At 59.5% G+C, this 21817-nt stretch carries 21 protein-coding genes; 7 read left to right on the plus strand and 14 right to left on the minus strand.

Going from position 1 to position 21817, the window contains the following annotated elements; translation table 11 throughout:
• Window positions 1-3: 3 nt before the first annotated feature.
• Window positions 4-474, minus strand: coding sequence for a hypothetical protein (locus TR36_RS05250; RefSeq protein ID WP_153010499.1), 471 nt, complete (start codon window positions 472-474; stop codon window positions 4-6).
• A gap of 177 nt (window positions 475-651) precedes the next feature.
• Between TR36_RS05250 and hemB the strand changes: the two genes are divergently transcribed.
• The 3 genes from hemB to TR36_RS05265 all read left to right on the plus strand — a co-directional run bounded on the left by hemB (window position 652) and on the right by TR36_RS05265 (window position 4820).
• Complete coding sequence (hemB, locus tag TR36_RS05255; RefSeq protein WP_045389499.1) at window positions 652-1650, plus strand: porphobilinogen synthase; 999 nt, start codon at window positions 652-654, stop codon at window positions 1648-1650.
• Window positions 1651-1689: 39 nt separating this feature from the next.
• Entirely contained in the window at window positions 1690-2250 is a 561-nt protein-coding gene (locus TR36_RS05260) for a YSC84-related protein (RefSeq protein ID WP_082714863.1), read from the plus strand.
• Window positions 2251-2348: 98 nt separating this feature from the next.
• Window positions 2349-4820: a penicillin acylase family protein gene (locus TR36_RS05265; RefSeq protein ID WP_045389493.1), complete on the plus strand. Its 2472-nt coding sequence runs from the start codon at window positions 2349-2351 to the stop codon at window positions 4818-4820.
• On the opposite strand, the gene TR36_RS05270 is transcribed toward TR36_RS05265, so the two are convergent.
• Window positions 4795-5274: a dihydrofolate reductase gene (locus tag TR36_RS05270; protein WP_045389490.1), complete on the minus strand. Its 480-nt coding sequence runs from the start codon at window positions 5272-5274 to the stop codon at window positions 4795-4797. The genes TR36_RS05265 and TR36_RS05270 overlap by 26 nt on opposite strands.
• Window positions 5274-6167 carry a thymidylate synthase gene (locus TR36_RS05275; RefSeq protein WP_045389487.1) on the minus strand — a complete coding sequence of 298 codons (894 nt, stop codon included), beginning with the start codon at window positions 6165-6167 and terminating at the stop codon, window positions 5274-5276. The genes TR36_RS05270 and TR36_RS05275 overlap by 1 nt, the downstream gene beginning before the upstream one ends.
• A gap of 105 nt (window positions 6168-6272) precedes the next feature.
• Here TR36_RS05275 and TR36_RS05280 point away from each other — a divergent pair, with 105 nt between their 5' ends.
• Window positions 6273-6698: a VOC family protein gene (locus TR36_RS05280; RefSeq protein ID WP_045389484.1), complete on the plus strand. Its 426-nt coding sequence runs from the start codon at window positions 6273-6275 to the stop codon at window positions 6696-6698.
• Between the two features lie 3 nt (window positions 6699-6701).
• On the opposite strand, the gene ribD is transcribed toward TR36_RS05280, so the two are convergent.
• The 7 genes from ribD to TR36_RS05315 all read right to left on the minus strand — a co-directional run bounded on the left by ribD (window position 6702) and on the right by TR36_RS05315 (window position 15113).
• Window positions 6702-7760 carry a bifunctional diaminohydroxyphosphoribosylaminopyrimidine deaminase/5-amino-6-(5-phosphoribosylamino)uracil reductase RibD gene (ribD, locus tag TR36_RS05285; RefSeq protein ID WP_045389480.1) on the minus strand — a complete coding sequence of 353 codons (1059 nt, stop codon included), beginning with the start codon at window positions 7758-7760 and terminating at the stop codon, window positions 6702-6704.
• A 14-nt stretch (window positions 7761-7774) separates the two neighbouring features.
• Window positions 7775-8242, minus strand: a complete 468-nt coding sequence (gene nrdR, locus TR36_RS05290; RefSeq protein ID WP_045389476.1) for a transcriptional regulator NrdR — start codon at window positions 8240-8242, stop codon at window positions 7775-7777.
• A 112-nt stretch (window positions 8243-8354) separates the two neighbouring features.
• Window positions 8355-8726, minus strand: coding sequence for a hypothetical protein (locus tag TR36_RS05295; RefSeq protein ID WP_153010500.1), 372 nt, complete (start codon window positions 8724-8726; stop codon window positions 8355-8357).
• On the minus strand, window positions 8726-10717 hold the full coding sequence (gene rpoD / locus TR36_RS05300; RefSeq protein ID WP_045389471.1) for an RNA polymerase sigma factor RpoD: 1992 nt from the start codon (window positions 10715-10717) through the stop codon (window positions 8726-8728). The genes TR36_RS05295 and rpoD overlap by 1 nt, the downstream gene beginning before the upstream one ends.
• A gap of 93 nt (window positions 10718-10810) precedes the next feature.
• Window positions 10811-12724 carry a DNA primase gene (gene dnaG, locus TR36_RS05305; RefSeq protein WP_062762596.1) on the minus strand — a complete coding sequence of 638 codons (1914 nt, stop codon included), beginning with the start codon at window positions 12722-12724 and terminating at the stop codon, window positions 10811-10813.
• Between the two features lie 53 nt (window positions 12725-12777).
• Entirely contained in the window at window positions 12778-14205 is a 1428-nt protein-coding gene (locus tag TR36_RS05310; RefSeq protein ID WP_062762598.1) for a Glu/Leu/Phe/Val dehydrogenase, read from the minus strand.
• A gap of 71 nt (window positions 14206-14276) precedes the next feature.
• Window positions 14277-15113 carry a glycosyltransferase gene (locus TR36_RS05315; protein WP_062762600.1) on the minus strand — a complete coding sequence of 279 codons (837 nt, stop codon included), beginning with the start codon at window positions 15111-15113 and terminating at the stop codon, window positions 14277-14279.
• Window positions 15114-15357: 244 nt separating this feature from the next.
• Here TR36_RS05315 and TR36_RS05320 point away from each other — a divergent pair, with 244 nt between their 5' ends.
• Window positions 15358-15840, plus strand: a complete 483-nt coding sequence (locus TR36_RS05320) for a cell wall hydrolase (RefSeq protein ID WP_153010501.1) — start codon at window positions 15358-15360, stop codon at window positions 15838-15840.
• Between the two features lie 6 nt (window positions 15841-15846).
• Here the strand turns inward: TR36_RS05320 and TR36_RS05325 are convergent, their stop codons facing one another.
• The 3 genes from TR36_RS05325 to TR36_RS05335 form a co-directional block, all read right to left on the minus strand.
• Complete coding sequence (locus tag TR36_RS05325; RefSeq protein ID WP_062762753.1) at window positions 15847-16296, minus strand: thermonuclease family protein; 450 nt, start codon at window positions 16294-16296, stop codon at window positions 15847-15849.
• A gap of 369 nt (window positions 16297-16665) precedes the next feature.
• Entirely contained in the window at window positions 16666-17283 is a 618-nt protein-coding gene (locus TR36_RS05330) for a MarC family protein (protein ID WP_045389462.1), read from the minus strand.
• Window positions 17284-17437: 154 nt separating this feature from the next.
• Window positions 17438-17749, minus strand: coding sequence for an ETC complex I subunit (locus TR36_RS05335; protein ID WP_045389459.1), 312 nt, complete (start codon window positions 17747-17749; stop codon window positions 17438-17440).
• A gap of 118 nt (window positions 17750-17867) precedes the next feature.
• On the opposite strand from TR36_RS05335, the gene uvrB reads away from it, so the two are divergent.
• Together uvrB and TR36_RS14870 are read left to right on the plus strand one after the other, a co-directional pair.
• Complete coding sequence (gene uvrB, locus TR36_RS05340; RefSeq protein WP_062762602.1) at window positions 17868-20045, plus strand: excinuclease ABC subunit UvrB; 2178 nt, start codon at window positions 17868-17870, stop codon at window positions 20043-20045.
• A 90-nt stretch (window positions 20046-20135) separates the two neighbouring features.
• Window positions 20136-20273 carry an entericidin A/B family lipoprotein gene (locus TR36_RS14870; RefSeq protein ID WP_082714864.1) on the plus strand — a complete coding sequence of 46 codons (138 nt, stop codon included), beginning with the start codon at window positions 20136-20138 and terminating at the stop codon, window positions 20271-20273.
• A 53-nt stretch (window positions 20274-20326) separates the two neighbouring features.
• Here TR36_RS14870 and TR36_RS05345 read toward each other — a convergent pair whose 3' ends face one another.
• The gene (locus tag TR36_RS05345; protein WP_045390008.1) at window positions 20327-21760 is read right to left on the minus strand and encodes an NAD-dependent succinate-semialdehyde dehydrogenase; all 1434 of its coding nucleotides are present in this window, start codon (window positions 21758-21760) and stop codon (window positions 20327-20329) included.
• Between the last annotated feature and the right edge of the window lie 57 nt (window positions 21761-21817).

Below are 21817 nucleotides of genomic sequence, written 5' to 3' on the forward strand. Positions count from 1 at the left end.
CCCTCATACTCCCAAGGCCAGGCTCAGGTTGCGCCATGCACCCCAAAGTAATGCGATGAACAGGGTCACCCCCGCAATTCCCTGCACCGTGATGCGGTGCCAGATCAACCGCTGCACCAATTCGGCCGCATTGGGAGCCGTCTGTGCAAAACGGTTCGCCAAGGACAGCCGCAGCGCGGCGATCATCACCCATGGTACGGCAAAAAACAGCCCCGCCTGCGCCATCTCCAGCCCGGCGAGGGCCAGCGCCACCAGCATCGTCAGCCCGAAGGCGATCAAAGCCACGTGAACCAGCCGGCGCGTGGGCGTGACCCGCAGGATGCTGCGGACCGTCAGGCGGGCAAGAACCATCGTATCTTCTGCTGCCTCGGTATCACCGGCATGCGCGGCCAGAACACGGGAAAACGGCACCCCCATGACGTGCCGCACCGCCGCCAGCCAAAAGCCGATAAGGGCAAACCAATACCAGAGCACGGAAAAAGACCGGAAGCTGACCGGCGAAATTAGAAGTTCATACCACTGCACGTCGGCGTGTTCCCTGTCCGTTTGTGCTTTACCTACCCTTGAGACAGCGGCATTTCCATGCCAAGCACAGAAAAAATCGTCTATGACCTGCGTCCATACGCCGGCCTTCGCTAAGAAGAGGACAATATGTATCCCATCCAGGCCACCTATCCAGCCACCCGCTTTCGCCGCAACCGGCGCACCGATGCCCTGCGCCGTCTGACGCAGGAAAATGTCCTGACGGTCAATGACCTGATCTGGCCCGTTTTCATCAAGGATGGCACAGGCGATGAAACGCCGATCGCCTCGATGCCCGGTGTCGCCCGCCAGACGATCGACGGGCTGGTACGCCGCGCGGCCGAAGCCGCCGAGCTGGGCATTCCGGCCGTCTGCCTGTTTCCCTACACCGACCCCGCACAGCGGAGCGAGGAATGCGACGAGGCGTGGAACCCCGAAAACCTGACCAACCGCGCGATCCGTGCGATCAAGGCCGAAGTCCCGGATATGACGGTCATGACCGATGTTGCGCTGGATCCCTATACCAGCCACGGGCAGGACGGGCTGATGAAGGACGGCATGATCCTGAACGATGAAACCGTCGAAGCTTTGGTACGCATGGCCGTGACGCAGGCCGAGGCCGGTGCGGATGTACTGGGGCCATCGGATATGATGGACGGGCGGATCGGACGGATGCGCTCCGCGTTGGAGGCTGCGGGATTCCACTCCACCGCGATCATGTCCTATTCGGCAAAATATGCCTCGGTGTTCTACGGTCCGTTCCGCGATGCCGTGGGTGCGGCGGGCCGCCTGAAAGGGGACAAGAAGACCTACCAGATGAACGCCGGCAACTCCGACGAGGCCTTGCGCCTTGTGGCACGCGATCTGACCGAGGGGGCCGACAGCGTGATGATCAAGCCGGGGATGCCCTATCTCGATATCTGCCGCCGGGTCAAAGACGAATTCGGCGTGCCCACCTTTGCGTATCAGGTATCGGGTGAATATGCGATGCTTCAGGGCGCCATGCAGGCCGGCTGGCTGGATCCGGTGGCGGGCATGCTGGAAAGCCTTCTCGGCTTCAAGCGCGCCGGTTGCGACGGAATCCTGACCTATTTCGCGTTGGATGTAGCGCGCCACCTGAAGCGGTGACAGAATAAACCCGATGGGTTACACCTAGGGCAAAAGGATATGAGGCAGAATATGGTTAGTCGTCGGGTATTTATCGCAGGTTTGAGCGCAACGACCGGGCTTGCGGCCTGCTCCAACGGCGTCGGCAGCAATGGTGGCCCGACGATCGACGCACGCGTGAATGTGGCGCGTGACTACCTGTTCCAATCCTTTCCGGGAACACGTGATCTGGCAGCCCGCTCGGCCGGGGTATTGTACATGCCGTTGGTGACCGAGGCCGGTCTGGGTGTCGGCGCCTCCTACGGACGCGGTGCCCTGCGAATCAACGGGGCGACGGTGGATTACTATTCCTCTGCCAAAGGCTCTATCGGGTTTCAGATCGGCGCCCAGCAATACGCGCACGCCCTGTTTTTCATGACACCGACAGCATTGGCGGATTTCCGCAGCTCTCGGGGTTGGGTGGCAGGGGCCGATCTGCGCTATGCCACACCCGATCAGGGTGGCAGCATCGGCAAGGACACGACAGAGATCGATCCGGTTGTGGCCCTTGTGTACGGCCAGTCCGGACTGATCGCAGGTGCTACCATCGCCGGCACGAAATATACGCGCATCATTCCATAAACCTGCGGCCGCGCAGGCTTCACTTCTACGCCAGCGGATTGCCCTGATGCGGGGGATGGATTACCAAGCGGCTTCCTCCCCCAAGGCCGGACTTGCCGATGTTCCTCGTATTTCGCTGGCTTTTGCGCATCCTCATCGGATTATTCGTGGTGGGCGCATTAGTCGTTGGTGTGGGTTACTGGTTCCTTTCACGGTCCCTGCCCGATTATTCCGAAGATTTTTCGCTGCCGGGTCTGACCGCGCCGGTTGAGATCGTGCGCAACAGCAATGACGTGCCGCATATCTTCGGCAAGACCGACGCAGACGTTTTCCATGCCCTGGGGTTTGCCCATGCGCAGGACCGGCTATGGCAGATGACGTTGCTGCGCCGGACTGCGCAGGGCCGGTTGTCCGAATTGTTCGGCCAGCGCACGTTTGCCACCGATGCGATGATGCGGCGGCTGGATCTTTATGGTCTGGCACGCAGCTCGGTTGAGGCGCAGGACCCTGCCACGCGTGCAGCCCTGCAGGCCTATGCCGACGGGGTAAATGACTGGATCCGGCAGATCAACGAGGGGGCGCGAGGACGTGGCGCACCGCAGTTCTTTCTGTTTTCCAGTGATATTGCCGCATGGCAGCCCGCCGACAGTATCGCGATCCTGAAGCTGCTGGCCCTGCAAATGTCCGACAAGATGGCGAACGAGGTTCTTAGGGCCCGCATGTCGCTGATCCTGCCGCCAGAACGCCTTCGGGATATTCTGCCCGATGATCCAAATCAGGCGGTGGTGGCCCTGCCGCAATATTCGGAACTCGTGCCCGGTGTCTCGCCGGATTATCAGCCCATCCGTGTGGCAGGAGATCCGCTGGCGCCCTTCCCCGAGGTCGGGATGGCAGGGGCATCCAACGCATGGGCGGCAGCTCCGTCAAAATCGGCGGCAGGCGGCGCATTGTTGGCAAATGACCCGCACCTGCCGTTTTCTGCCCCTACGATCTGGTATCTGGCCCGGCTGGAGCTGGGCAGCGGCGGCGTGATCGGTGCAACCATACCAGGGATGCCGCTGATCCTGTCCGGACGTGCGCAGGCCTTCGGCTGGGGCCTGACCACGGCCTATGTCGATGATCAGGATCTGCACGTCGAAGAGGTGAATGCCGACAACCCCGAGGAATACCGCACCCCCGACGGATGGAAGCCATTCCGCACCGAAAGGTCCATCATCCGCATTAAGGATGCAGCCCCCATCACAGTCACCCTTCGCTGGACAGACAATGGCCCCGTATTGCCCCCCAGCCAGTATGATGTGGGCACGATCACCCCGCCCGGCCACGTGATGTCACTTAGCTGGACCGCATTGGATCCGGCCGATACCTCCATGTCCGCCGCCATGAACCTTATGCATGCGAATAGCATCGATGCCGCGATCGAAGCGGGAAAGGACTTTGTAGCCCCCGCACAGAACCTGATGCTGGCGGATGCGAACGGTATCGCGATGCAGACGGTCGGGGCCATACCGGCCCGCGATCCGGCCATGCAGGGTCAGGGTCGGCTGCCCACACCCGGCTGGGAGTCTCGCAACCGCTGGCACGGCATCGCGCCCTATGAACAGAACCCCGCCGAACGCGATCCACAAAGCGGCATTCTGGGCAATACGAACAACAAGACGGTGGATCGCCCGTTTCCGGAGCATGTCAGCTTCGACTGGGGTGATACCGAACGGATCCAGCGCTGGCTAACCCTGATGCAGGCGCGGGAGGTTCATACGCGCGACAGCTTTATCGAAACGCAGCTTGATACCGTCAGCACCACCATGCGGCAGATCCTACCCCTGATCGGGGCCGATCTGTGGTTCACCGGCGAAACCGCCCCCTCGGGAACACCCGAACGGCTGCGTCAGCGCGCCCTGACCATGACGGCCCAGTGGAACGGCGAAATGAACGAACATATGCCGGAACCCCTGATTGCAGAGGCATGGCTTTCTGCTTTGCAGGATCGGCTGATCCGCGATGATCTGGGACCGATGGCGGATCAGTTCGGCCATGTGGACGAGGTGTTCCTGAACCGCGTGTTCCGCAACGAGGATGGTGCCGCCGCGTGGTGCGATATCAAACAATCGGCTGCGGTGGAAACCTGCGCGGATATTGCACAGCTCTCGCTGGATGACGCGCTCGTCTGGCTGACGGAACGGTACGGGGATAACATCGACAGCTGGCGTTGGGGCGATGCCCATCAGGCAACCCATGATGACCCGGTGCTGGGCAACCTGCCAATCCTGCGGTATCTGGTGAATATCCGCCAGTCCACCTCGGGCGGGGATGATACGCTGAACCGGGGCGTTACCAAGGGATACGGCGTAGACCCGTTCCAGAACGTGCATGGTGCCGGATATCGCGGCGTGTATGATTTTGCGGACCCCGACAGTTCGGTATTCATCACCGCCACAGGGCAGTCAGGCCATCCGCTGTCACGTTTCTATGACGATTTCGGCGGGCTGTGGCGACGGGGAGAATATGTGCCGATGTCACTCGATGCCGATCTGGCACGGGCGGCGGCGGTGGGAATTACCCACCTCACCCCTTCCGGAGATACTCGGTAACCGTGCACTTCGGAGCCTCGGCGCGCAGCGGCAGGCTGTGGGCCGGGGTCCATTCCTCCGCGGCGAACTCTGGAAAGAATGTGTCGGCGTCGGGAATGGTCATACCGACGCTGGTCAGCAGCATCCGTTCGGCCAATGGCAATAAGGCTGCATATATTCCTGCCCCCCCCATACCATACAGCCGCAGATGCCCTGCGGCATATGCCAAATCGAGTGCGGCCTCCGGTGTGGGCGCGCATGAAACCTCTGCTATCGGGTGTGAGGTCACGACGATATTCAGACGCCGGGGCAGCGGTTTTTTCGGCAGGCTTTCCCAGGTTTTGCGCCCCATGATCACGGCCCCGCCCGCCGTTTCCCGCGCAAAGAATGCCAGATCCTCTGGCGCGTCCCACGGGATTGTATTGTCACGGCCGATTGCGCCGTTGTTCGCTATGCCGGCAATCAGGGTCAGCATCAGACGGCCACCTCAGCCTGGATCGGAGGGTGAGGGTCATAGCCTTCGACCGTGAAATCCTCGATACGATAGGCATCGATGCTCTCGGCTTTCCGGAGGCGCATCACAGGTAACGCGCGTGGTTCCCGGGCTGCCTGAAGCTTTGCCTGCTCCAGATGGTTCGAATAAAGATGCACGTCGCCTCCGGTCCAGACCAGCTCTCCGGGTTGCAAACCCGCCTGCTGCGCCAGCATCAGTTGCAGGGCCGCAGCCCCTGTGAAATTGAAAGGGGCCCCCAACAGCAGATCACACGAGCGCTGGTACAGCAGACAATTGAGCCGCCCACCGGACGTGACATGATACTGGTAGATCATATGGCAAGGCGGCAAAGCCATCTGCCCCACCTCTGCCACGTTCCACGCATGGAACAGCATCCGCCGGCTTGCAGGTGTATTGCGCAGCATGTCGATCAATGAGGCGATCTGGTCATGCTCCTGCCCGTCCGCCCCCAACCAGCGCCGCCATTGCTTGCCGTATACCGGCCCCAACTCTCCCCATCTGGCGGCGAAATCGGGGTCCGCCACGATCCGGTCCTCGAACGCTCTTTGCTCTATCTGATCGCCTGTTTCACGGCGATAGGTTGCAAGGGGCCAATCACTCCAGATACGGACATTGTTTTCCAGCAGGGCGCGGATGTTGGTATCTCCGGTCAGAAACCACAGCATCTCCTTGACCGCAGTTTTCCAATAGACACGCTTGGTCGTCAGGATCGGCACCGTCTCGTCCGACAGATTGAACCGCAACATGGCCCCGAACACGGAACGGGTTCCCACACCCGTCCGGTCGACCCGTTCATCCCCCGTGGCCAGCACGTGGTTCAGCAGGTCAAGGTACTGGTGTTCGGCAGTGCGCATCATACTCTCCGGCAATTTGGGACGTCATATCGGCTATGACGGACCTCTAAAAGCGCTTTAATCTGACCACAAAGTCTCTAGATTATGGCTAAGATAAAGGAGAACATGATGAAATATCTGCATACAATGGTCCGCGTAAAGGATCTGGACGCGACCATGGCCTTCTTTCGCCTTCTGGGGCTGGAAGAAACAAAGCGTATGGAGAACGAACAGGGCCGTTTCAGCCTGATTTTCATGGCACCTCCCGGCCAGCCCGAATGCCCGGTCGAATTGACCTACAACTGGGATGGCGATGATGCCCTGCCATCGGACAGCCGCCATTTTGGCCACCTGGCCTACGAATGTGACAATATCTATGACCTCTGCGCGCATCTGCAGGCGAATGGTGTCACCATCAACCGTCCGCCCCGCGATGGCCACATGGCATTCGTCCGCAGCCCCGACAACATCTCGATCGAACTGCTGCAAAAAGGGGATCGCCTTCCGCCGGCAGAACCTTGGCAGTCGATGGAAAACACCGGCAGCTGGTAAGACCTAACGGGCCCAGATCGTCAGCGTATCGGATCCTATCCGGCGCTGGCTTTCCAATCTGAAGTGTGGTGCATCCGCAAGGTGCACCACCCCCATTGCAGATAATGCCGGCGTCGCATCACCGCCGATCAGCACGCCCGCAGTGAAAGTTGCAAGATCATCAACCAGATCTTCACGCAACAGGGCCGCTGCAATGGTCCCGCCCCCTTCGCACAGCACACGGGTAATGCCACGGTCTGCCAAAGCGGCCAGTGCGCCCCGAAGCTGCACCGCTTCACCCAGATCGATCAAATGGGCGCCGGCCTCGATCCATGCTGTGCGCGCTGCCTGCGGTGCGTTGGACGAATGAACCAGCCATACCGGCCCCTTGCGGGCAGATCGGCCAAGGCGGCTGTCGGCGCTGTGACGAAGGGTACTGTCCACCACCACGCGCACCGGCTGGGGAACTGCACCGAACCCCCGGACGGTCAGATCGGGATTATCGGCCAGGGCGGTACCGGAACCGACAAGGACCGCATCATGTGACATCCGCATCGCATGCACGACTCGGCGAGACTCTGGCCCGGTAATCCAACGGCTTTCGCCCGATGCCGTGGCAATTCGCCCGTCAACCGATGTGGCAAGTTTTAGAGTCACCAGGGGCAGGCCCTGATTGATGCGCTTGAAGAAACCCGCGTTCAACCGGCTCGCCTCGGTCTGCATGATCCCTTCGGTAACCTCGATCCCTGCATTTCGCAGCATCATATGACCCCGACCGGCCACACGCGGGTCCGGGTCGGTTGCTGCCGTTACAACCCGCGCAACCCCCGAACGGATCAACGCTTCGGAACAAGGGGGGGTTTTCCCGTGATGGGCACAGGGTTCAAGAGAGACATAGACGGTTGCACCGGCAGCAAGATCACCGGCTTGGGTCAAGGCGCGTACCTCGGCATGGGGGCGCCCGCCGGGCTGGGTCCACCCACGACCGACGATCCGGCCATCCCGCAGGATCACAGCCCCGACCGCAGGATTGGGCCAGACGTTTCCCAACCCCCTACGTGCCAGGCGAAGGGCGTGGGCCATGTGGATGGCGTCAGTCACTCTTCGCGCAGCGGTGGTGGGCGCAATTCGGCCACGAATTTGTCAAAATCACCCGCAGCCTGAAAGTTTTTATACACGCTGGCAAAGCGCACGTAGCCCACGGTATCGATCCGTGCGAGGCTTTCCATGACGATTTCACCAATCACCTTCGAAGGAATATCGGTATCGCCAAGGCTCTCCAGTCGGCGGACAATACCCGAAATCATCTGATCGATCCGGTCCGGGTCCACAGGGCGTTTCTGCATCGCGATGCGGATCGAACGCTCCAGCTTGGAACGATCGAAATCCTCACGTTTACCGGATGATTTTATGACGACCAGGTCACGCAATTGCACACGTTCATAGGTCGTGAAACGCCCGCCACATCCCGGACAGAACCTGCGCCGCCTGATGGCGACATGATCTTCTGCCGGTCGGCTGTCCTTTACCTGCGTATCGACATTTCCGCAAAACGGACAGCGCATGACATTTCCTTATTCCAACAACTGCAGAACGGGCCTGCTTTGGCCAACAATCCTAGCGCGAGATCCTACTACTGGGCCAGAGAAAATCAGCAGGCCCGCATATAGCAGGCAATCAACGGCTGCTGAACGGTGGTTCGCAAAGAGATTCTGCAAAACCAGCCGAGAGATAGCCCTTGTCATTCAAGACAGCGACGCCGGTCTTCAGTGCGGCGCCTTCGGGCGACAGAGAGAATTGCATGCCCTCTGTCCGCCCCAAGGGTTGCGGCGAGATCCGGTAGATCAAAGTGGTCCGGCTGACGTTCAAATGGCCGATCGCGAAATCTCCGGCTGCGCACCAGTAATTGCTGGCGGCAGCGCCAGGCTGGTATTCGACCGTGAAACGCTGCGCGTTCCCTTCGACATCATAGCCCTGATAGGCCCGATAGGCGGATGCCGGGGCAGCCAACAGCAATGACAAGGCCCCAAGGGTAAGCGCGCGTTTCATCATTGGTCCAGAAAGCTCCGCAATTTGCGCGAACGGCTCGGATGTTTCAGCTTGCGAAGCGCCTTTGCCTCAATCTGACGGATCCGTTCACGGGTGACGCTGAATTGCTGCCCAACCTCTTCCAGCGTGTGATCCGTGTTCATGCCGATGCCGAAACGCATCCGCAGAACACGCTCTTCGCGGGGTGTCAGGCTGGCCAGAACGCGCGTTGTCGTTTCCTTCAGGTTTTCCTGAATGGCGCTATCCAATGGCAGGATTGCGTTCTTGTCCTCGATGAAATCACCAAGCTGGCTGTCTTCCTCGTCCCCGATCGGGGTTTCGAGAGAGATGGGCTCCTTGGCGATCTTCATCACCTTACGAACCTTATCCAGCGGCATCTGCAGTTTTTCAGCCAGTTCCTCCGGGGTCGGTTCACGACCGATTTCGTGCAGCATCTGGCGGCCGGTACGGACCAGCTTGTTGATCGTCTCGATCATATGCACCGGAATACGGATCGTCCGCGCCTGATCCGCGATGGAGCGCGTGATGGCCTGCCGGATCCACCATGTCGCATAGGTGGAGAACTTGTAGCCGCGACGATATTCGAACTTGTCCACGGCCTTCATCAGGCCGATGTTGCCTTCCTGGATAAGGTCAAGGAACTGCAGGCCACGGTTCGTGTATTTTTTCGCAATGGAGATCACGAGGCGGAGGTTCGCCTCGACCATTTCCTTCTTGGCCTGACGGGCTTCTTTCTCACCCTTCTGGACCTGCTGGACGATGCGACGGAATTCGGAAATATCCACGCCGACATATTGACCGACCTGCGCCATTTCCGCGCGCAGCTCTTCAACCTTCTCGCGGCTTTTCTCCATCAGGGTCTGCCAGCCACGGCCGGATTTTGCCGCCATGCGGTCCATCCAGGTCGGGTCCAGCTCGGCCCCCTGATATTCATCGATGAATTCGCGGCGGTTGATCCGTGCTGCATCCGCCAGCTTCACCATGCCCGAGTTGATGGACATGACCCGACGGTTGATGCCGTACAGCTGATCGATCAGCGCCTCGATCCGGTTGTTGTGCAGGTGCAGGCTGTTCACCAGCACGACCATTTCCGAGCGGACTTTCTGGTAAGATGCTTCACCGGCAAAGCCTTCACCGCCCATCGTGGCGATCATGCGGCTATCCTGCATCTGCGAAAGCTGCTCGTAGTTATTCGCGATAACCTCAAGCGTTTCCAGAACGCGCGGCTTCAGCGCAGCTTCCATTGCCGCAAGCGACATGGCCGAGGCATCGTCCTCATCCTCGTCGTCATCACGGCTGATGGGATTGCCGTCAGCATCCAGCTCGGGCTGGGAGCTGCCTTCGCGGCGGGGCTGCGCAGCACCGGACACATCGACATTCTCGAGGCCAGCGCCCTCCATCTCATCGTCGCCTTCACCCTCGCCATCCAGCGAACGGCCAAAGGTTGCTTCCAGATCGATCACATCGCGCAGGAGAATGTCTTCGGACAAAAGCTCGTCACGCCAGATCGTGATGGCCTGGAACGTCAACGGGCTTTCACACAGGCCCGCGATCATCGTGTTGCGACCGGCCTCGATCCGCTTGGCGATGGCGATCTCGCCCTCACGGCTCAACAGTTCCACCGACCCCATTTCACGCAGGTACATCCGGACGGGATCATCCGTACGGTCCAGCGTTTCGGTCGTGGCGCCAGCGACGGCAATCTCGCGGGATGTGGAAGCCGGAGCCTCGACAAGTCCGCCCACGCTTTCCTCGGATTCGCTTTCGTCGCGAACCTCGATGCCCATTTCGGACAGCATCGCCATCATATCCTCGATCTGGTCCGAAGATACCTGATCGGGCGGGATGACCTTGTTGAGTTGTTCGTAGGTAATGTAGCCCCGCTCGCGTGCTTCAGCGAGCATCCGTTTGACGGCTGCCTGGCTCAGGTCCAGCGAGGATTCATTTTCCTGATCCTCTGGTTTGCCGTCGTCGGTATTGTTGCCTGCCATGGTCACTCCTAGCGGGGGTTTGCCGGTCACGAGCGCGAATCGCCCGGCGTTCCTAACGAATCATTAGCGCGAATCACAGCGGGTGAAAGCGCTTCAGCCTTTTTTCTTTATCCAGACCTGATCTTCGATCAGACGCTGAAGGTGTTTAGACAATGCCGAACGGTCTTCGCCCAGGTCGCCCGCATCGTCAAGACTTGACCTGCCTGCATTGTTGCGGGCTTCGGCAGCCTGGGCCAGCCGCCAGGTCAGACCTTCGTCGGCCAGACCCTCCATATCTTCCATTGCATCCCGTATTTCCGTCTCCGCACCATAGGCCGCATCCAGCTTCGCAAACTCCTCGGCAAGGCACATACGGGCCGTATCACGGTCTTCGGGGTGCCTGATCGGCGGCGCTATGCGAACATGGGGCAGCGATAGAAGGCTTTCAAGAGAGGTGCGAACATTGTCCAGCGCATCATCCTGACCATGGGAAAAACGCAACAACGCCTCCTGAACGTCGCGTTGTTCGGGCCGCGGAACCACCATCCGCTCGATTGCTGATTCGAATGTCCGAATCAACGATGGATGCATGGCGAATCCCGCGAGGATCACCGAGGTTCGCAAATCCTGCGCCATGGCCTCCCCTTCGGCCATCGCCAGAAGCGACTGACGCGCGGCACTGGTCGGCACCGCAGGCGGCGCGATACGCTTTGCCCCGGGGACGAAAGGAGCCCGCTTGGGGCGCGCACCGAACAAGGCCCAACGCCGTTGCTTGATTTCCTCACCGTAGTGATGACGGATCGAAGGATCGGCAATCCTAGAAATCGCCTCTCGCAACGTCTTGTCCAGGGCCGCGCGCCGCTCGGGGCTATCGAATACCTTTCCCTCGGTTTCCCGCCGCCAAAGCAGGCCCACCATCGGCTCTGCTCCGTCCAGCACCTTCTGGAAGGATTGCGCACCCTGCCCCCGGATCAGATCGTCGGGATCCTGCCCTGCAGGCATGACGGCAAACCTCAGCGCCTTACCAGCCTCCAGAAGCGGCATCGCCAGATCGACGACCCGCAGCGCGGCGCGGATGCCCGCCGCGTCTCCGTCCAGCGCGATGACGGGTTCATTCGAAATACGCCACATGAGACGCAGCTGATCCTCGGTGATGGCCGTGCCAAGGGGGGCGACCGTTCCGCGGAACCCCGCCTCCGACAGCGCGATCGTATCCATGTACCCCTCGGCCACGATCAGCGGCAGGCCTTTGCCTGCGGCCTCGCGGGCGGGTCCGTGGTTGTAAAGGTTGCGCCCCTTGTCGAACAGGTCCGTTTCAGGGCCATTCAGGTATTTGGCCCGCGCATTCGGGTCCATCGCGCGACCACCAAGACTGATTGCCCGCCCCCGTGCATCGCGGATCGGAAAGATGATACGTCCACGAAATCGGTCATAGGGCGCGCCGCCGTCATCAGGCTTGGCGCACAGGCCGCTGGCCACCAGCAGATCCGGCGCAATGCCCTTGGCCGTCAACGCCTGAAACACACCTTGGCGCTGATCGGGTGCGTATCCGATTTCCCAACGGTCCTGCGCCTCGGGGGATAACCTTCGCCCTGCAAGATACTCTCGCGCGGCCTCGCCCGATCGGGATTTGAGCATCAGGCGATAGTAGCGGACCGCCTCTTCCATGACCTCGGCCAACTGCGCACGGCGGTCTGTCTTGGCAGCGGCCTGCGGGTCACGGGCGGGCATGGGCATACCGGCTTCGCGGGCAAGGATCTCCACCGCCTCCATGAAGCCGACATTCTCGGTTTCCTTTACAAAGGTCAGCGCATCCCCTTTGGCGTGGCAGCCAAAACAATAATAGAAGCCTTTGCGGTCATCCACGTGAAAGGATGCGGATTTTTCCTGATGAAAGGGGCAAGGCGCCCAGAAATCACCCTTCCCCTGATTGGATTTGCGCGCATCCCATGTGACCTTGCGCGCCACCACCTGTGAAAGTGAGACGCGGGTCCGGAGTTCGTCAAGGAAACCATGCGGCAGAGCCATAGGCCGTATATCGCGGTCTGAAGGGGCCGAGTAAAGCCCCGTCAGATCCGGGCTCAGATGCCTTTGGATTGATATGTTGCGGCAACCCGGCTGATAGAGACGATATAGGCCGCCATCCGCAGATCCTTGATATCCTCCCGGCCATGCCAAACCTCACGCATCGCCTGATAGGCCGTGCGCATGGTGTCATCCAGACCGGAACGGACCAGCTCCAGTTCGCCCGCCCCCTTCAGGTATTTATCCTTGAAGTTAGGGGACATGGTCCAGCCAAGCCCCTTGTCCGCCGACAGACGTTCCAGCTCGTTGACCAGCAGCTCGTGGCGCGCCTCTTCGGCACGGCGCTGCATGCGGCCGAACCGGATATGCGACAGGTTCTTGACCCATTCAAAATAGCTGACCGTCACCCCGCCGGCATTGGCATACATGTCGGGAATGATGACCGTCCCCTTTTTCCGCAGGATCTCATCGGCACCGAAAGTTACCGGGCCATTTGCCGCCTCGATGATCAGCGGGGCCTTGATGCGGTCGGCATTGCCCAGATTGATCACCCCTTCCATCGCCGCGGGGATCAGGATGTCGCAATCAACCTCCAGCAGCTTTGCGCCATCCTCGGTAAAGCTTGCCTTGGGATAGTCACGGATGGAACCGGTTCTGCGGATCCACTGATAGATATCTTCCACGTCCAGCTCTGGCCCCGCAAGGGCGCCATCCCGTTCGATGATGGCGGTGATCTTGCATCCATCTTCTTCCGACAGGAACTTTGCCGCGTGATAGCCCACGTTCCCAAGGCCCTGAATGATGATCCGCTTGCCATCCAGCGTGCCGCTCAGATTGGCCTTGGCAATATCCTCGGGGTGGCGGAAGAATTCCCGCAGCGCGTATTGCACACCGCGGCCCGTCGCCTCCACCCGCCCCATGATGCCGCCTGCATTCAGCGGTTTGCCGGTCACGCAGGCCTTGGCATTGATATCGGTCGTGTTCATGCGGGCGTATTGATCGGCAATCCACGCCATTTCCCGTTCCGAGGTTCCCATATCAGGGGCCGGAACATTCTGTGCCGGGTTGATCAGATCGCGCTTGATGAGCTCATAGGCGAAACGGCGGGTAATCAGCTCCAGCTCGCGTTCGTCATATTGGCGGGGGTCGATGCAAAGCCCCCCTTTGGAGCCGCCGAACGGGGTTTCAACAAGCGCGCATTTATAGGTCATGAGCGCGGCCAGCGCCTCTACCTCATCCTGATTGACGTTGATGGCATAACGGATGCCCCCTTTAACCGGCTCCATATGTTCCGAATGGACAGAACGGTATCCGGTGAATGTTTCGATCTTGCCCCGCAGGCGCACCCCGAACCGCACGGTATAGGTCGAATTGCAGACACGGATCTTCTGTTCCAGTCCGGGGCTCAGGTCCATGTACCGCACGGCACGGTTGAACATCAGATCGACTGACTCACGAAAGCTTGGTTCGCCGGCAACAACCATCTCAAACTCCTTTTCGGTGCATCATGATCTCCAGGCAGAATACGGGGCCCGCCTGCCGTGGCGATAACATCCTAGGCCAATGACATGGCTGCCCCTTTGGAAAAGTCCACAGTCTGCAGAAAGGGAAACTGCGCCTGCGATGCATGCCGGAACTCGTCGACTGTCAACGGACGGGAATGAATGCGGGTCGCCTTGGAGGTGCCGAAAACGGTTGAATCATGCCCGTGGAATTTCAGCTGGACCGACCCGATGACCGTAGGGTCCGTCACCGCGACAAAGCGGCGCGGCATTCCCATATGGCCGAATTCGAAAATTGAGCGACGACGGTTATTGGGCTTCAATGCACAGCCCGCGCTGTGGAACGGAAGATCCATTTCGTAATAGCGCAGCCCTTCATCCGGATAGCAGGTCAGGATCAATTGGCGCGGCAGAGAAAAAGCATAGGACCGGTATGCCGCCATTGCCCTCGACGCTGCCCGCAATCGCGCGACGTAATCGAGGCAGAGTGTATCATCGTCATCGATGCGGAACTGGACAATATCCAGACCCATCTCCGACATCACCGGCTGCAGGGCGCTGGCAACATCCCGTTCGGATGAAACCACCAGCCGGATTGCCGGAACAGTCTGGCAAAGCTGCTGCAACCTTTGCAGGCAGGATGACGGAAGTTCCGGCGATGTCAGGACCAACAGGGTAAAATCCGGATCGGTCTGCCCGGCAATGGAAGGCAACAACAGGTTTTCGAAACACCAGAGCCGGAAAGCCAACCGCCGGGGAGCATAGAGTTCGGCGGCGACATCGGCGCGCACCTGTGCCTCCTGCTCAGGCGGAAGGTTGCGGTAGGCAACCCAATCCCCACGCCCCAAAAAGGAAAAGCGGCAAATTCCGACTATCGTGTCTACGGTCATGACCCCTCCAGAAACCCGACCTCACGATAGGCACGCCGGGGCGCTTCTACAAAGCGTATAATCGACAATCCGGAACGAATGCGGGGAGATATCAGGCCAGACCAATACAGTCGGCGCACTCGACACGGTTTCCTGCATTCTGTACCGCATGAAAACAAATGAAGTTTCGGAACGCGAACGGGCTTGGGCCGATGTCTGGCCAATCGTGTGCGATGGGGCCGGGAGAACACGGATGATCGGGTATATGCGCAAAGTCTTTCCCCTGCTGGGAATGGCCATTCTGTCTGGATGCGGCTCGGGCGGGCACCATACGGAATTGGATTGCATGGAGCGCGCCATGTACTTTGAATCAAACCGCTCCAGCCGCGATGGAATGGTGGCAGTGGGCAGCGTTGTCATGAACCGTGTTGAATCGGCCAGCTATCCCAATTCGGTCTGTGGAGTCGTCGCCCAGAAAAACCAGTTCGCGCCAGGCATCATGTCCACCAAGATGGACGAACGGCAGTTGGCGCGCATCAAGGGCCCTGCCGTATCGGTGTTGAAGGGAGAACGCCATCCGTTGATCGGAAACGCAAAATTCTTCCACGCGGCAAGCTATCGCGCGAATTATGACAATATGCATTACGTTCTGGTTACGGGTGGAAACGCCTTTTACGAGCGGCGCAAAAGGGAACTGGTGACACAGCCGACACCACCCGCCCCGATCGAAGGGATTACGGGCAGCTGAATTGCCCTAATGTGATTTGCGCCAGTCCCAAGGCATGGTGAACTTGCTTCCCCAAATACCTGCCCGTGCGATCTTGGCGGCCGCTTCGTTGGCGGCATAGATGGTGCCACCATAGGCACGATAGGCCACCGCCCAGCCGTTTCGGACCATCCAGGCATTTATGTCCACGGTTCCGACCTTGCAGGTTGCCACGCTCCGGCCATAGCGGTCGGTATTACGCTTTTCGCAACTTACCGCGCGGGAGCCGATCAGCCGGGTCAGGGCCTGGGTCGCCTTTTGCCCGCATCGCCAGACACGAAAGCGGCTTCGGCATGTCTGCGCGCTTTCGGGCGCGTCAATGCCGAAAAGGCGGATACGCTCCCCTTTCAGGTTCAGCGTATCCCCATCAATGACCTTTGTACCCCCGACCCCCAGTTCGCGAAAAAGCGTTTGGGTGCTCCATACCTGAACTGCCATATCCAGCACCGTTTGCCGCCATTGCTGATTATTGTCTCCGAACACCCACCCCCCAAGCAGAAATGCTGCAACGAGCATCAGAATTTTGGGGCCCAAGGTGCTATTTTTCTTTTTTCTACGCGCCATTACGGGCGTTTGCCTTGAGTGATTCGGCAATGCAAGGGGCTGGCCAGTGTGATTCGGTATTAAATCGCGAATTTGATGTTCACGTTACGTCCATCGCCAGAAAAACATGCCCAGAAGGGGTATATCATGAACATACGAGATTATGGGTGTGAAGGAACAACGAGGCTGCGGCAGGGGCGCAATCTCCTTACCCCCCGTTGATCGGTAGCGATGTTTCTGCGGCAATCCCGACCCGCTGCCGGATCAGAACAGGCCAGATCCTCGCAGACCATCAATGATGAACTGGATCGATAGCGCCGCCAGCAGCATACCGAACAGCCGGGTCAAAACCATGGTACCGGTCCGCCCCAGCAATCGGGCCAGCCCGCCAGCCATTGCGAACAGAATGGCCGCAATACCCAACACGGTCAGCATCACCCCGTGGATCATCAACGTGTGCAGGGCCGTGCCGTTTTCATTGACCAGCAGGATCATCGAGGCCATTGCCCCCGGCCCCGCCAACAGCGGCGTGGCAAGCGGGAACACCGATGGATCATGCCCCGGCACATCATCGCTTGCCTTATCCTCGCGCCGCTCGGTCCGGCGTTCGAAAAGCATGTCGAGCGCTGTCAGGAACAGCAATACACCCCCGGCGATCCGGAATGCCGGAAGCGATATGCCGATACCCGCCAGAATGGCCTCTCCGGCCAGACCGAAAATCGTCAACAGAACCGCCGCAATGATGACCGCCGTCCAGCCGGTCCGCATCCGCTGCCGCGGCGTCATGTCATGCGTAAGGGCAATGAATATCGGGGCCAGACCGATCGGATCGATGACCACGAACAGGGTCACAAAGGCACTGATGATCGTGGTCATTTCCATCGGGGTACTTCGGTTTTTGAATAGAACGGCGCAGCGCCGCACAGTGTACGGCCTGCGCAAATCGCATCAGCACGGGGACGCCCCGTCAGGGCAAAAGCAGGCCGACGATTGCCGGATCTATCCCGCAGGATAGATAGCCGCGCCCTACCCCGGATCAGTGGGTCCAGGGGCCCTTGCGGTTGCTGGCAAAGTTCTCGCCATAACCGCCGGCGCGCACATTGGGCTTGCGGGTCTGGGGTTCCTGCACTTCGGCGTCGATATTGTTTTCCCTGGCATATGCCTCGGCAGCCTCACGGCTATCAAAACGCAGACGCACCTGACGTTGCGTATCGTCAGAAGAGGTCCAGCCCATCAGCGGGTCAATCTCTCGGGCAGACGCGGGGGCATAGTCCAGCACCCATTCCTTTGTCTTCGCCATTCCCGATTGCATTGCCGTCCGGGCGGGTTTGTAAATTCGCGCGCGCATCAGAAGTCCTCGACCGAAGTTGCCTGACGCATATGGCCGATTTCTTGGCCCGCTTGCAAGTCCGGCATCTTGAACCGGAACAAAGACCGATCAAATAAAGAGGCGTAAAGGATGCCCGATGCCCCATAACAATACGAATATGCCGATGTTCCGCCCCGATGTCCTGACCCGGCCAAAGCTGGAGGGCGGGCGCAAGTTCCGTATGGAAACCCCGTTCACTGCCGCGGGCGACCAGCCGACGGCAATTGCGGAATTGTCCGAGGGTATCCGCCACGGCGAAAGGGATCAGGTTCTGCTGGGGGCAACGGGAACCGGAAAAACCTTTACAATGGCAAAGATCATCGAGGAGACGCAGCGCCCCGCGATCATCCTTGCGCCGAACAAGACGCTGGCAGCCCAGCTATACGGCGAATTCAAGGGCTTCTTTCCTGACAACGCCGTCGAGTATTTCGTCAGCTACTACGACTATTACCAGCCAGAGGCCTATGTCGCGCGGTCGGATACCTACATCGAGAAGGAATCCCAGATCAACGAGCAGATCGACCGGATGCGGCACTCGGCCACCCGTGCGCTGCTGGAACGGGATGATGTGATCATCGTTGCATCGGTTTCCTGCATCTACGGTATCGGGTCTGTCGAGACGTATTCCGCCATGTCCCAAGATCTGGTGGTCGGTGAGCAATATGACCAGCGTGAGGTTATTGCCCAACTGGTCGCGCAGCAGTATCGCCGCAATGAAATGAGCTTTGCCCGCGGAAGCTTTCGCGTCCGGGGCGATTCCATCGAACTGTGGCCAGCCCACCTGGAAGACCGCGCATGGCGTTTCAGCTTTTTTGGCGAAGATCTGGAATCCATTGTGGAATTCGATCCGTTGACCGGTGCGAAATCCGATAGCTTCAAGCAAATCCGCATCTATGCAAACAGTCACTATGTGACCCCTCGACCCACCATGAACCAAGCCGTTCAGGGCATAAAGGCAGAGTTGAGGATGCGTCTGGATCAGCTTGTTTCCGAAGGAAAACTTCTGGAAGCGCAACGGCTGGAGCAGCGTTGTGCCTTCGACATCGAGATGCTGGAGGCAACCGGTGTCTGCAATGGCATCGAGAACTATTCCCGTTACCTGACGGGGCGCGCACCCGGTGAGCCGCCGCCCACGTTGTTCGAGTTCATTCCCGACAATGCGATTGTCTTTGCCGATGAATCCCACGTGTCGGTTCCGCAGATCGGCGGCATGTACAAGGGCGACTACCGTCGCAAATTCACCTTGGCCGAACATGGCTTCCGGCTTCCGTCCTGCATGGATAACCGCCCCCTCAAGTTCGAGGAATGGGATGCGATGCGGCCCCAATCGGTGTTCGTTTCGGCCACCCCCTCCAAATGGGAGATGGAACAGACGGGCGGTGTATTTTCCGAACAGGTGATCCGCCCCACTGGCCTTCTGGATCCGGTGATTGAAATACGGCCGGTCGATATGCAGGTAGACGACCTGCTGGATGAAATACGGCGGGTCAATGCGGCCGGCCTTCGGACATTGGTAACCGTGCTGACCAAGCGCATGGCCGAGGATCTGACCGAATATTTCCACGAACAGGGTATCCGCATCCGGTACATGCATTCGGATATCGATACCATCGAACGGATCGAGATTCTGCGCGATCTGCGGCTCGGTGCCTTTGACGTGCTGGTTGGCATCAACCTGCTGCGTGAGGGTCTGGATATTCCCGAATGCGGGCTGGTGGCAATTCTGGATGCGGACAAGGAAGGGTTCCTGCGGTCCGAGACATCGCTGATCCAGACGATTGGCCGGGCTGCACGGAATTCGGACGGACGGGTCATCATGTATGCCGACCGGATTACGGGAAGCATGGAACGGGCGATGCGCGAAACCGATCGCCGTCGGGAAAAGCAGAACGCCTATAACCTTGAGCATGGTATCACCCCCCAAACCGTCCGCAAAAATGTCGAGGATGTTCTGGCGGGGCTATGGAACGGTGATACGGATCAATCCCGCGTCACGGCCAAGGTCGACAAGGCGATGATCGGGTCGAACCTTGCAGCGCACCTTGATGCCATCCGCACACAGATGCGCAAAGCGGCGGAAAATCTGGAATTCGAGGAAGCGGCCCGCTTGCGGGATGAAGTGAAGCGATTGGAAGCTGTGGAACTGGCCGTGGCCGATGATCCACTGGCACGCCAATCAGCCGTGGAACAGGCGCAGGATGCAGCCGTTGCTTCGGCAGGCCGCTCTACGGCGGGGCGCGCGGGGCAACGTGGCGGGAACAAACGGCGCAGGTAGAATTATTTCGCAATTCCGGTCGGATATCGGGAACCTGTTTCCGGTGTCCCGAGTTTTCCAGATGTCACGAAACAACAGGACGCGAAAATCATGCGCAAACTGACCCTCCTACCGATCCTCGCTCTGGCTGCTCTGGCTGCTTGCAATACAGTTGACGGAGCAGGTCAGGATCTGTCGTCCGCAGGTGGTGCGATCAGCAACACCTCGCGTGAAGTCGCAAATCCGTAAGATATCATCAGCGTCGTAAAAAAGGCCGGTCATTGCGACCGGCCTTTTTTCGTTCAATGTGCAGTAGTTACGAAACGGGTATCCAGATAGGCGTCGATCGCTTCCGAGCCGCCCTCCGTGCCGTATCCGCTGTCCTTCAGACCGCCGAAAGGCGTCTCGGGCAAGGCCAGACCCAGGTGGTTGATCGTGAGCATGCCCGCCTCGACCCCGGATGTCAGACGTTCGACATTCTCGTGGCTGCGCGCATAGGCATAGGAGGCCAGACCGAACGGCAGGCGGTTCGCTTCGGTAATCCCCTCTTCCAGCGAGGCGATACGGTTTACGATGGCAACGGGACCGAAGGGTTCTTCATTCATGATCCGCGCGGAAACAGGCACATCGGCCAGAACCGTCGGCTCGAAGAAATAGCCCTTGTTGCCGATCCGGTGGCCGCCGGTTACCAGCTTTGCGCCTTTCTCGACGGCATCGCCAATCAGCTCTTCCATCGCAGGAATACGACGGTCATTGGCCAGCGGGCCCATTTCGACGCCATCGTCAAAACCGTTGCCGGTCTTGATCGCCTTCATGCCCTTGCTGAAAGCTTCCAGAAAACCGTCCGAAATTTTCTGATCCACAAGGAAGCGTGTCGGTGAAACGCACACCTGCCCGGCATTGCGGGTTTTATGCATTACCATTTGCTGGGCCGCTTTTTCCCAATCGGCATCATCGGCGATGATGACCGGAGCGTGGCCGCCCAGTTCCATCGTTGCCCGCTTCATGTGCGATCCGGCCATGGAGGCAAGCAGTTTTCCGACCGGCGTCGATCCGGTAAAGCTGATCTTGCGGATTACCGGGTGCTTGATCAGATATTCGGAAATGTCCGCCGGTACACCATAGACCAGTCCGATCACGCCCGCAGGCACGCCCGCATCGGCAAAGGCGCGGATCAGTTCGGCAGGTGATGCCGGGGTTTCCTCGGGGGCCTTCACGATGATCGAGCAGCCGGCAGCCAGCGCGGCCGACAGCTTGCGTACAACCTGGTTCACGGGGAAGTTCCACGGCGTAAAGGCTGCCACCGGGCCGACCGGATGGCGGATCGTCAGTTGCTGTACCCCTGCCGCGCGGGCGGGAATGACCTGACCATAGGTGCGGCGGGCCTCTTCGGCGAACCAGTCGATCACATCGGCAGCGCCCATGATCTCACCCTTGGACTGTGCCACGGGTTTGCCCTGTTCGCGTGTCATTGTGGCAGCGATGCTGTCCACACGCTCGCGCAGGATATCCGCAGCACGACGCATCAGCTTCGACCGCTCGAATGCGGACATAGCGCTCCAGGTGCGGAAGCCGCGGCTCGTTGCTTCCAGTGCATCATCAAGATCGGCTGTTTTTGCCCACGCAACATGGCCGATCGTTTCTTCGGTTGCGGGATCGACGACCGGGATCGTCGCACCATCGCGCGCGGCGCGCCATGTACCATCGATGAAAAGCTGGGTATCGGCGTAAGTCATATACAAACTCTCAAATGGGCGGCAATAAGCCGCACGGTATTGGACCCTTTCAAGGGT

This window comes from Falsirhodobacter sp. alg1, assembly GCF_000739715.2.
Lineage (GTDB): Bacteria > Pseudomonadota > Alphaproteobacteria > Rhodobacterales > Rhodobacteraceae > Falsirhodobacter.

What these genes read in the sequence shown, in the direction of transcription:
- TR36_RS05260 (WP_082714863.1), top strand. Translation starts at nt 1,690, where the DNA reads ATGAGGCAGAATATGGTTAGTCGTCGGGTATTTATCGCAGGTTTGAGC.
- dnaG (WP_062762596.1), bottom strand. Translation starts at nt 12,724, where the DNA reads ATGGCTCTGCCGCATGGTTTCCTTGACGAACTCCGGACCCGCGTCTCA.
- nrdR (WP_045389476.1), bottom strand. Translation starts at nt 8,242, where the DNA reads ATGCGCTGTCCGTTTTGCGGAAATGTCGATACGCAGGTAAAGGACAGC.
- TR36_RS05315 (WP_062762600.1), bottom strand. Translation starts at nt 15,113, where the DNA reads ATGACCGTAGACACGATAGTCGGAATTTGCCGCTTTTCCTTTTTGGGG.
- TR36_RS05270 (WP_045389490.1), bottom strand. Translation starts at nt 5,274, where the DNA reads ATGCTGACCCTGATTGCCGGCATAGCGAACAACGGCGCAATCGGCCGT.
- TR36_RS05265 (WP_045389493.1), top strand. Translation starts at nt 2,349, where the DNA reads ATGTTCCTCGTATTTCGCTGGCTTTTGCGCATCCTCATCGGATTATTC.
- TR36_RS05310 (WP_062762598.1), bottom strand. Translation starts at nt 14,205, where the DNA reads ATGGTTGTTGCCGGCGAACCAAGCTTTCGTGAGTCAGTCGATCTGATG.
- TR36_RS05295 (WP_153010500.1), bottom strand. Translation starts at nt 8,726, where the DNA reads ATGAAACGCGCGCTTACCCTTGGGGCCTTGTCATTGCTGTTGGCTGCC.
- ribD (WP_045389480.1), bottom strand. Translation starts at nt 7,760, where the DNA reads ATGGCCCACGCCCTTCGCCTGGCACGTAGGGGGTTGGGAAACGTCTGG.
- TR36_RS05275 (WP_045389487.1), bottom strand. Translation starts at nt 6,167, where the DNA reads ATGCGCACTGCCGAACACCAGTACCTTGACCTGCTGAACCACGTGCTG.
- TR36_RS05335 (WP_045389459.1), bottom strand. Translation starts at nt 17,749, where the DNA reads ATGCGCGCGCGAATTTACAAACCCGCCCGGACGGCAATGCAATCGGGA.
- rpoD (WP_045389471.1), bottom strand. Translation starts at nt 10,717, where the DNA reads ATGGCAGGCAACAATACCGACGACGGCAAACCAGAGGATCAGGAAAAT.
- TR36_RS14870 (WP_082714864.1), top strand. Translation starts at nt 20,136, where the DNA reads ATGCGCAAACTGACCCTCCTACCGATCCTCGCTCTGGCTGCTCTGGCT.
- TR36_RS05345 (WP_045390008.1), bottom strand. Translation starts at nt 21,760, where the DNA reads ATGACTTACGCCGATACCCAGCTTTTCATCGATGGTACATGGCGCGCC.
- TR36_RS05320 (WP_153010501.1), top strand. Translation starts at nt 15,358, where the DNA reads ATGCGCAAAGTCTTTCCCCTGCTGGGAATGGCCATTCTGTCTGGATGC.
- TR36_RS05325 (WP_062762753.1), bottom strand. Translation starts at nt 16,296, where the DNA reads ATGGCAGTTCAGGTATGGAGCACCCAAACGCTTTTTCGCGAACTGGGG.
- hemB (WP_045389499.1), top strand. Translation starts at nt 652, where the DNA reads ATGTATCCCATCCAGGCCACCTATCCAGCCACCCGCTTTCGCCGCAAC.
- uvrB (WP_062762602.1), top strand. Translation starts at nt 17,868, where the DNA reads ATGCCCCATAACAATACGAATATGCCGATGTTCCGCCCCGATGTCCTG.
- TR36_RS05280 (WP_045389484.1), top strand. Translation starts at nt 6,273, where the DNA reads ATGATGAAATATCTGCATACAATGGTCCGCGTAAAGGATCTGGACGCG.
- TR36_RS05330 (WP_045389462.1), bottom strand. Translation starts at nt 17,283, where the DNA reads ATGGAAATGACCACGATCATCAGTGCCTTTGTGACCCTGTTCGTGGTC.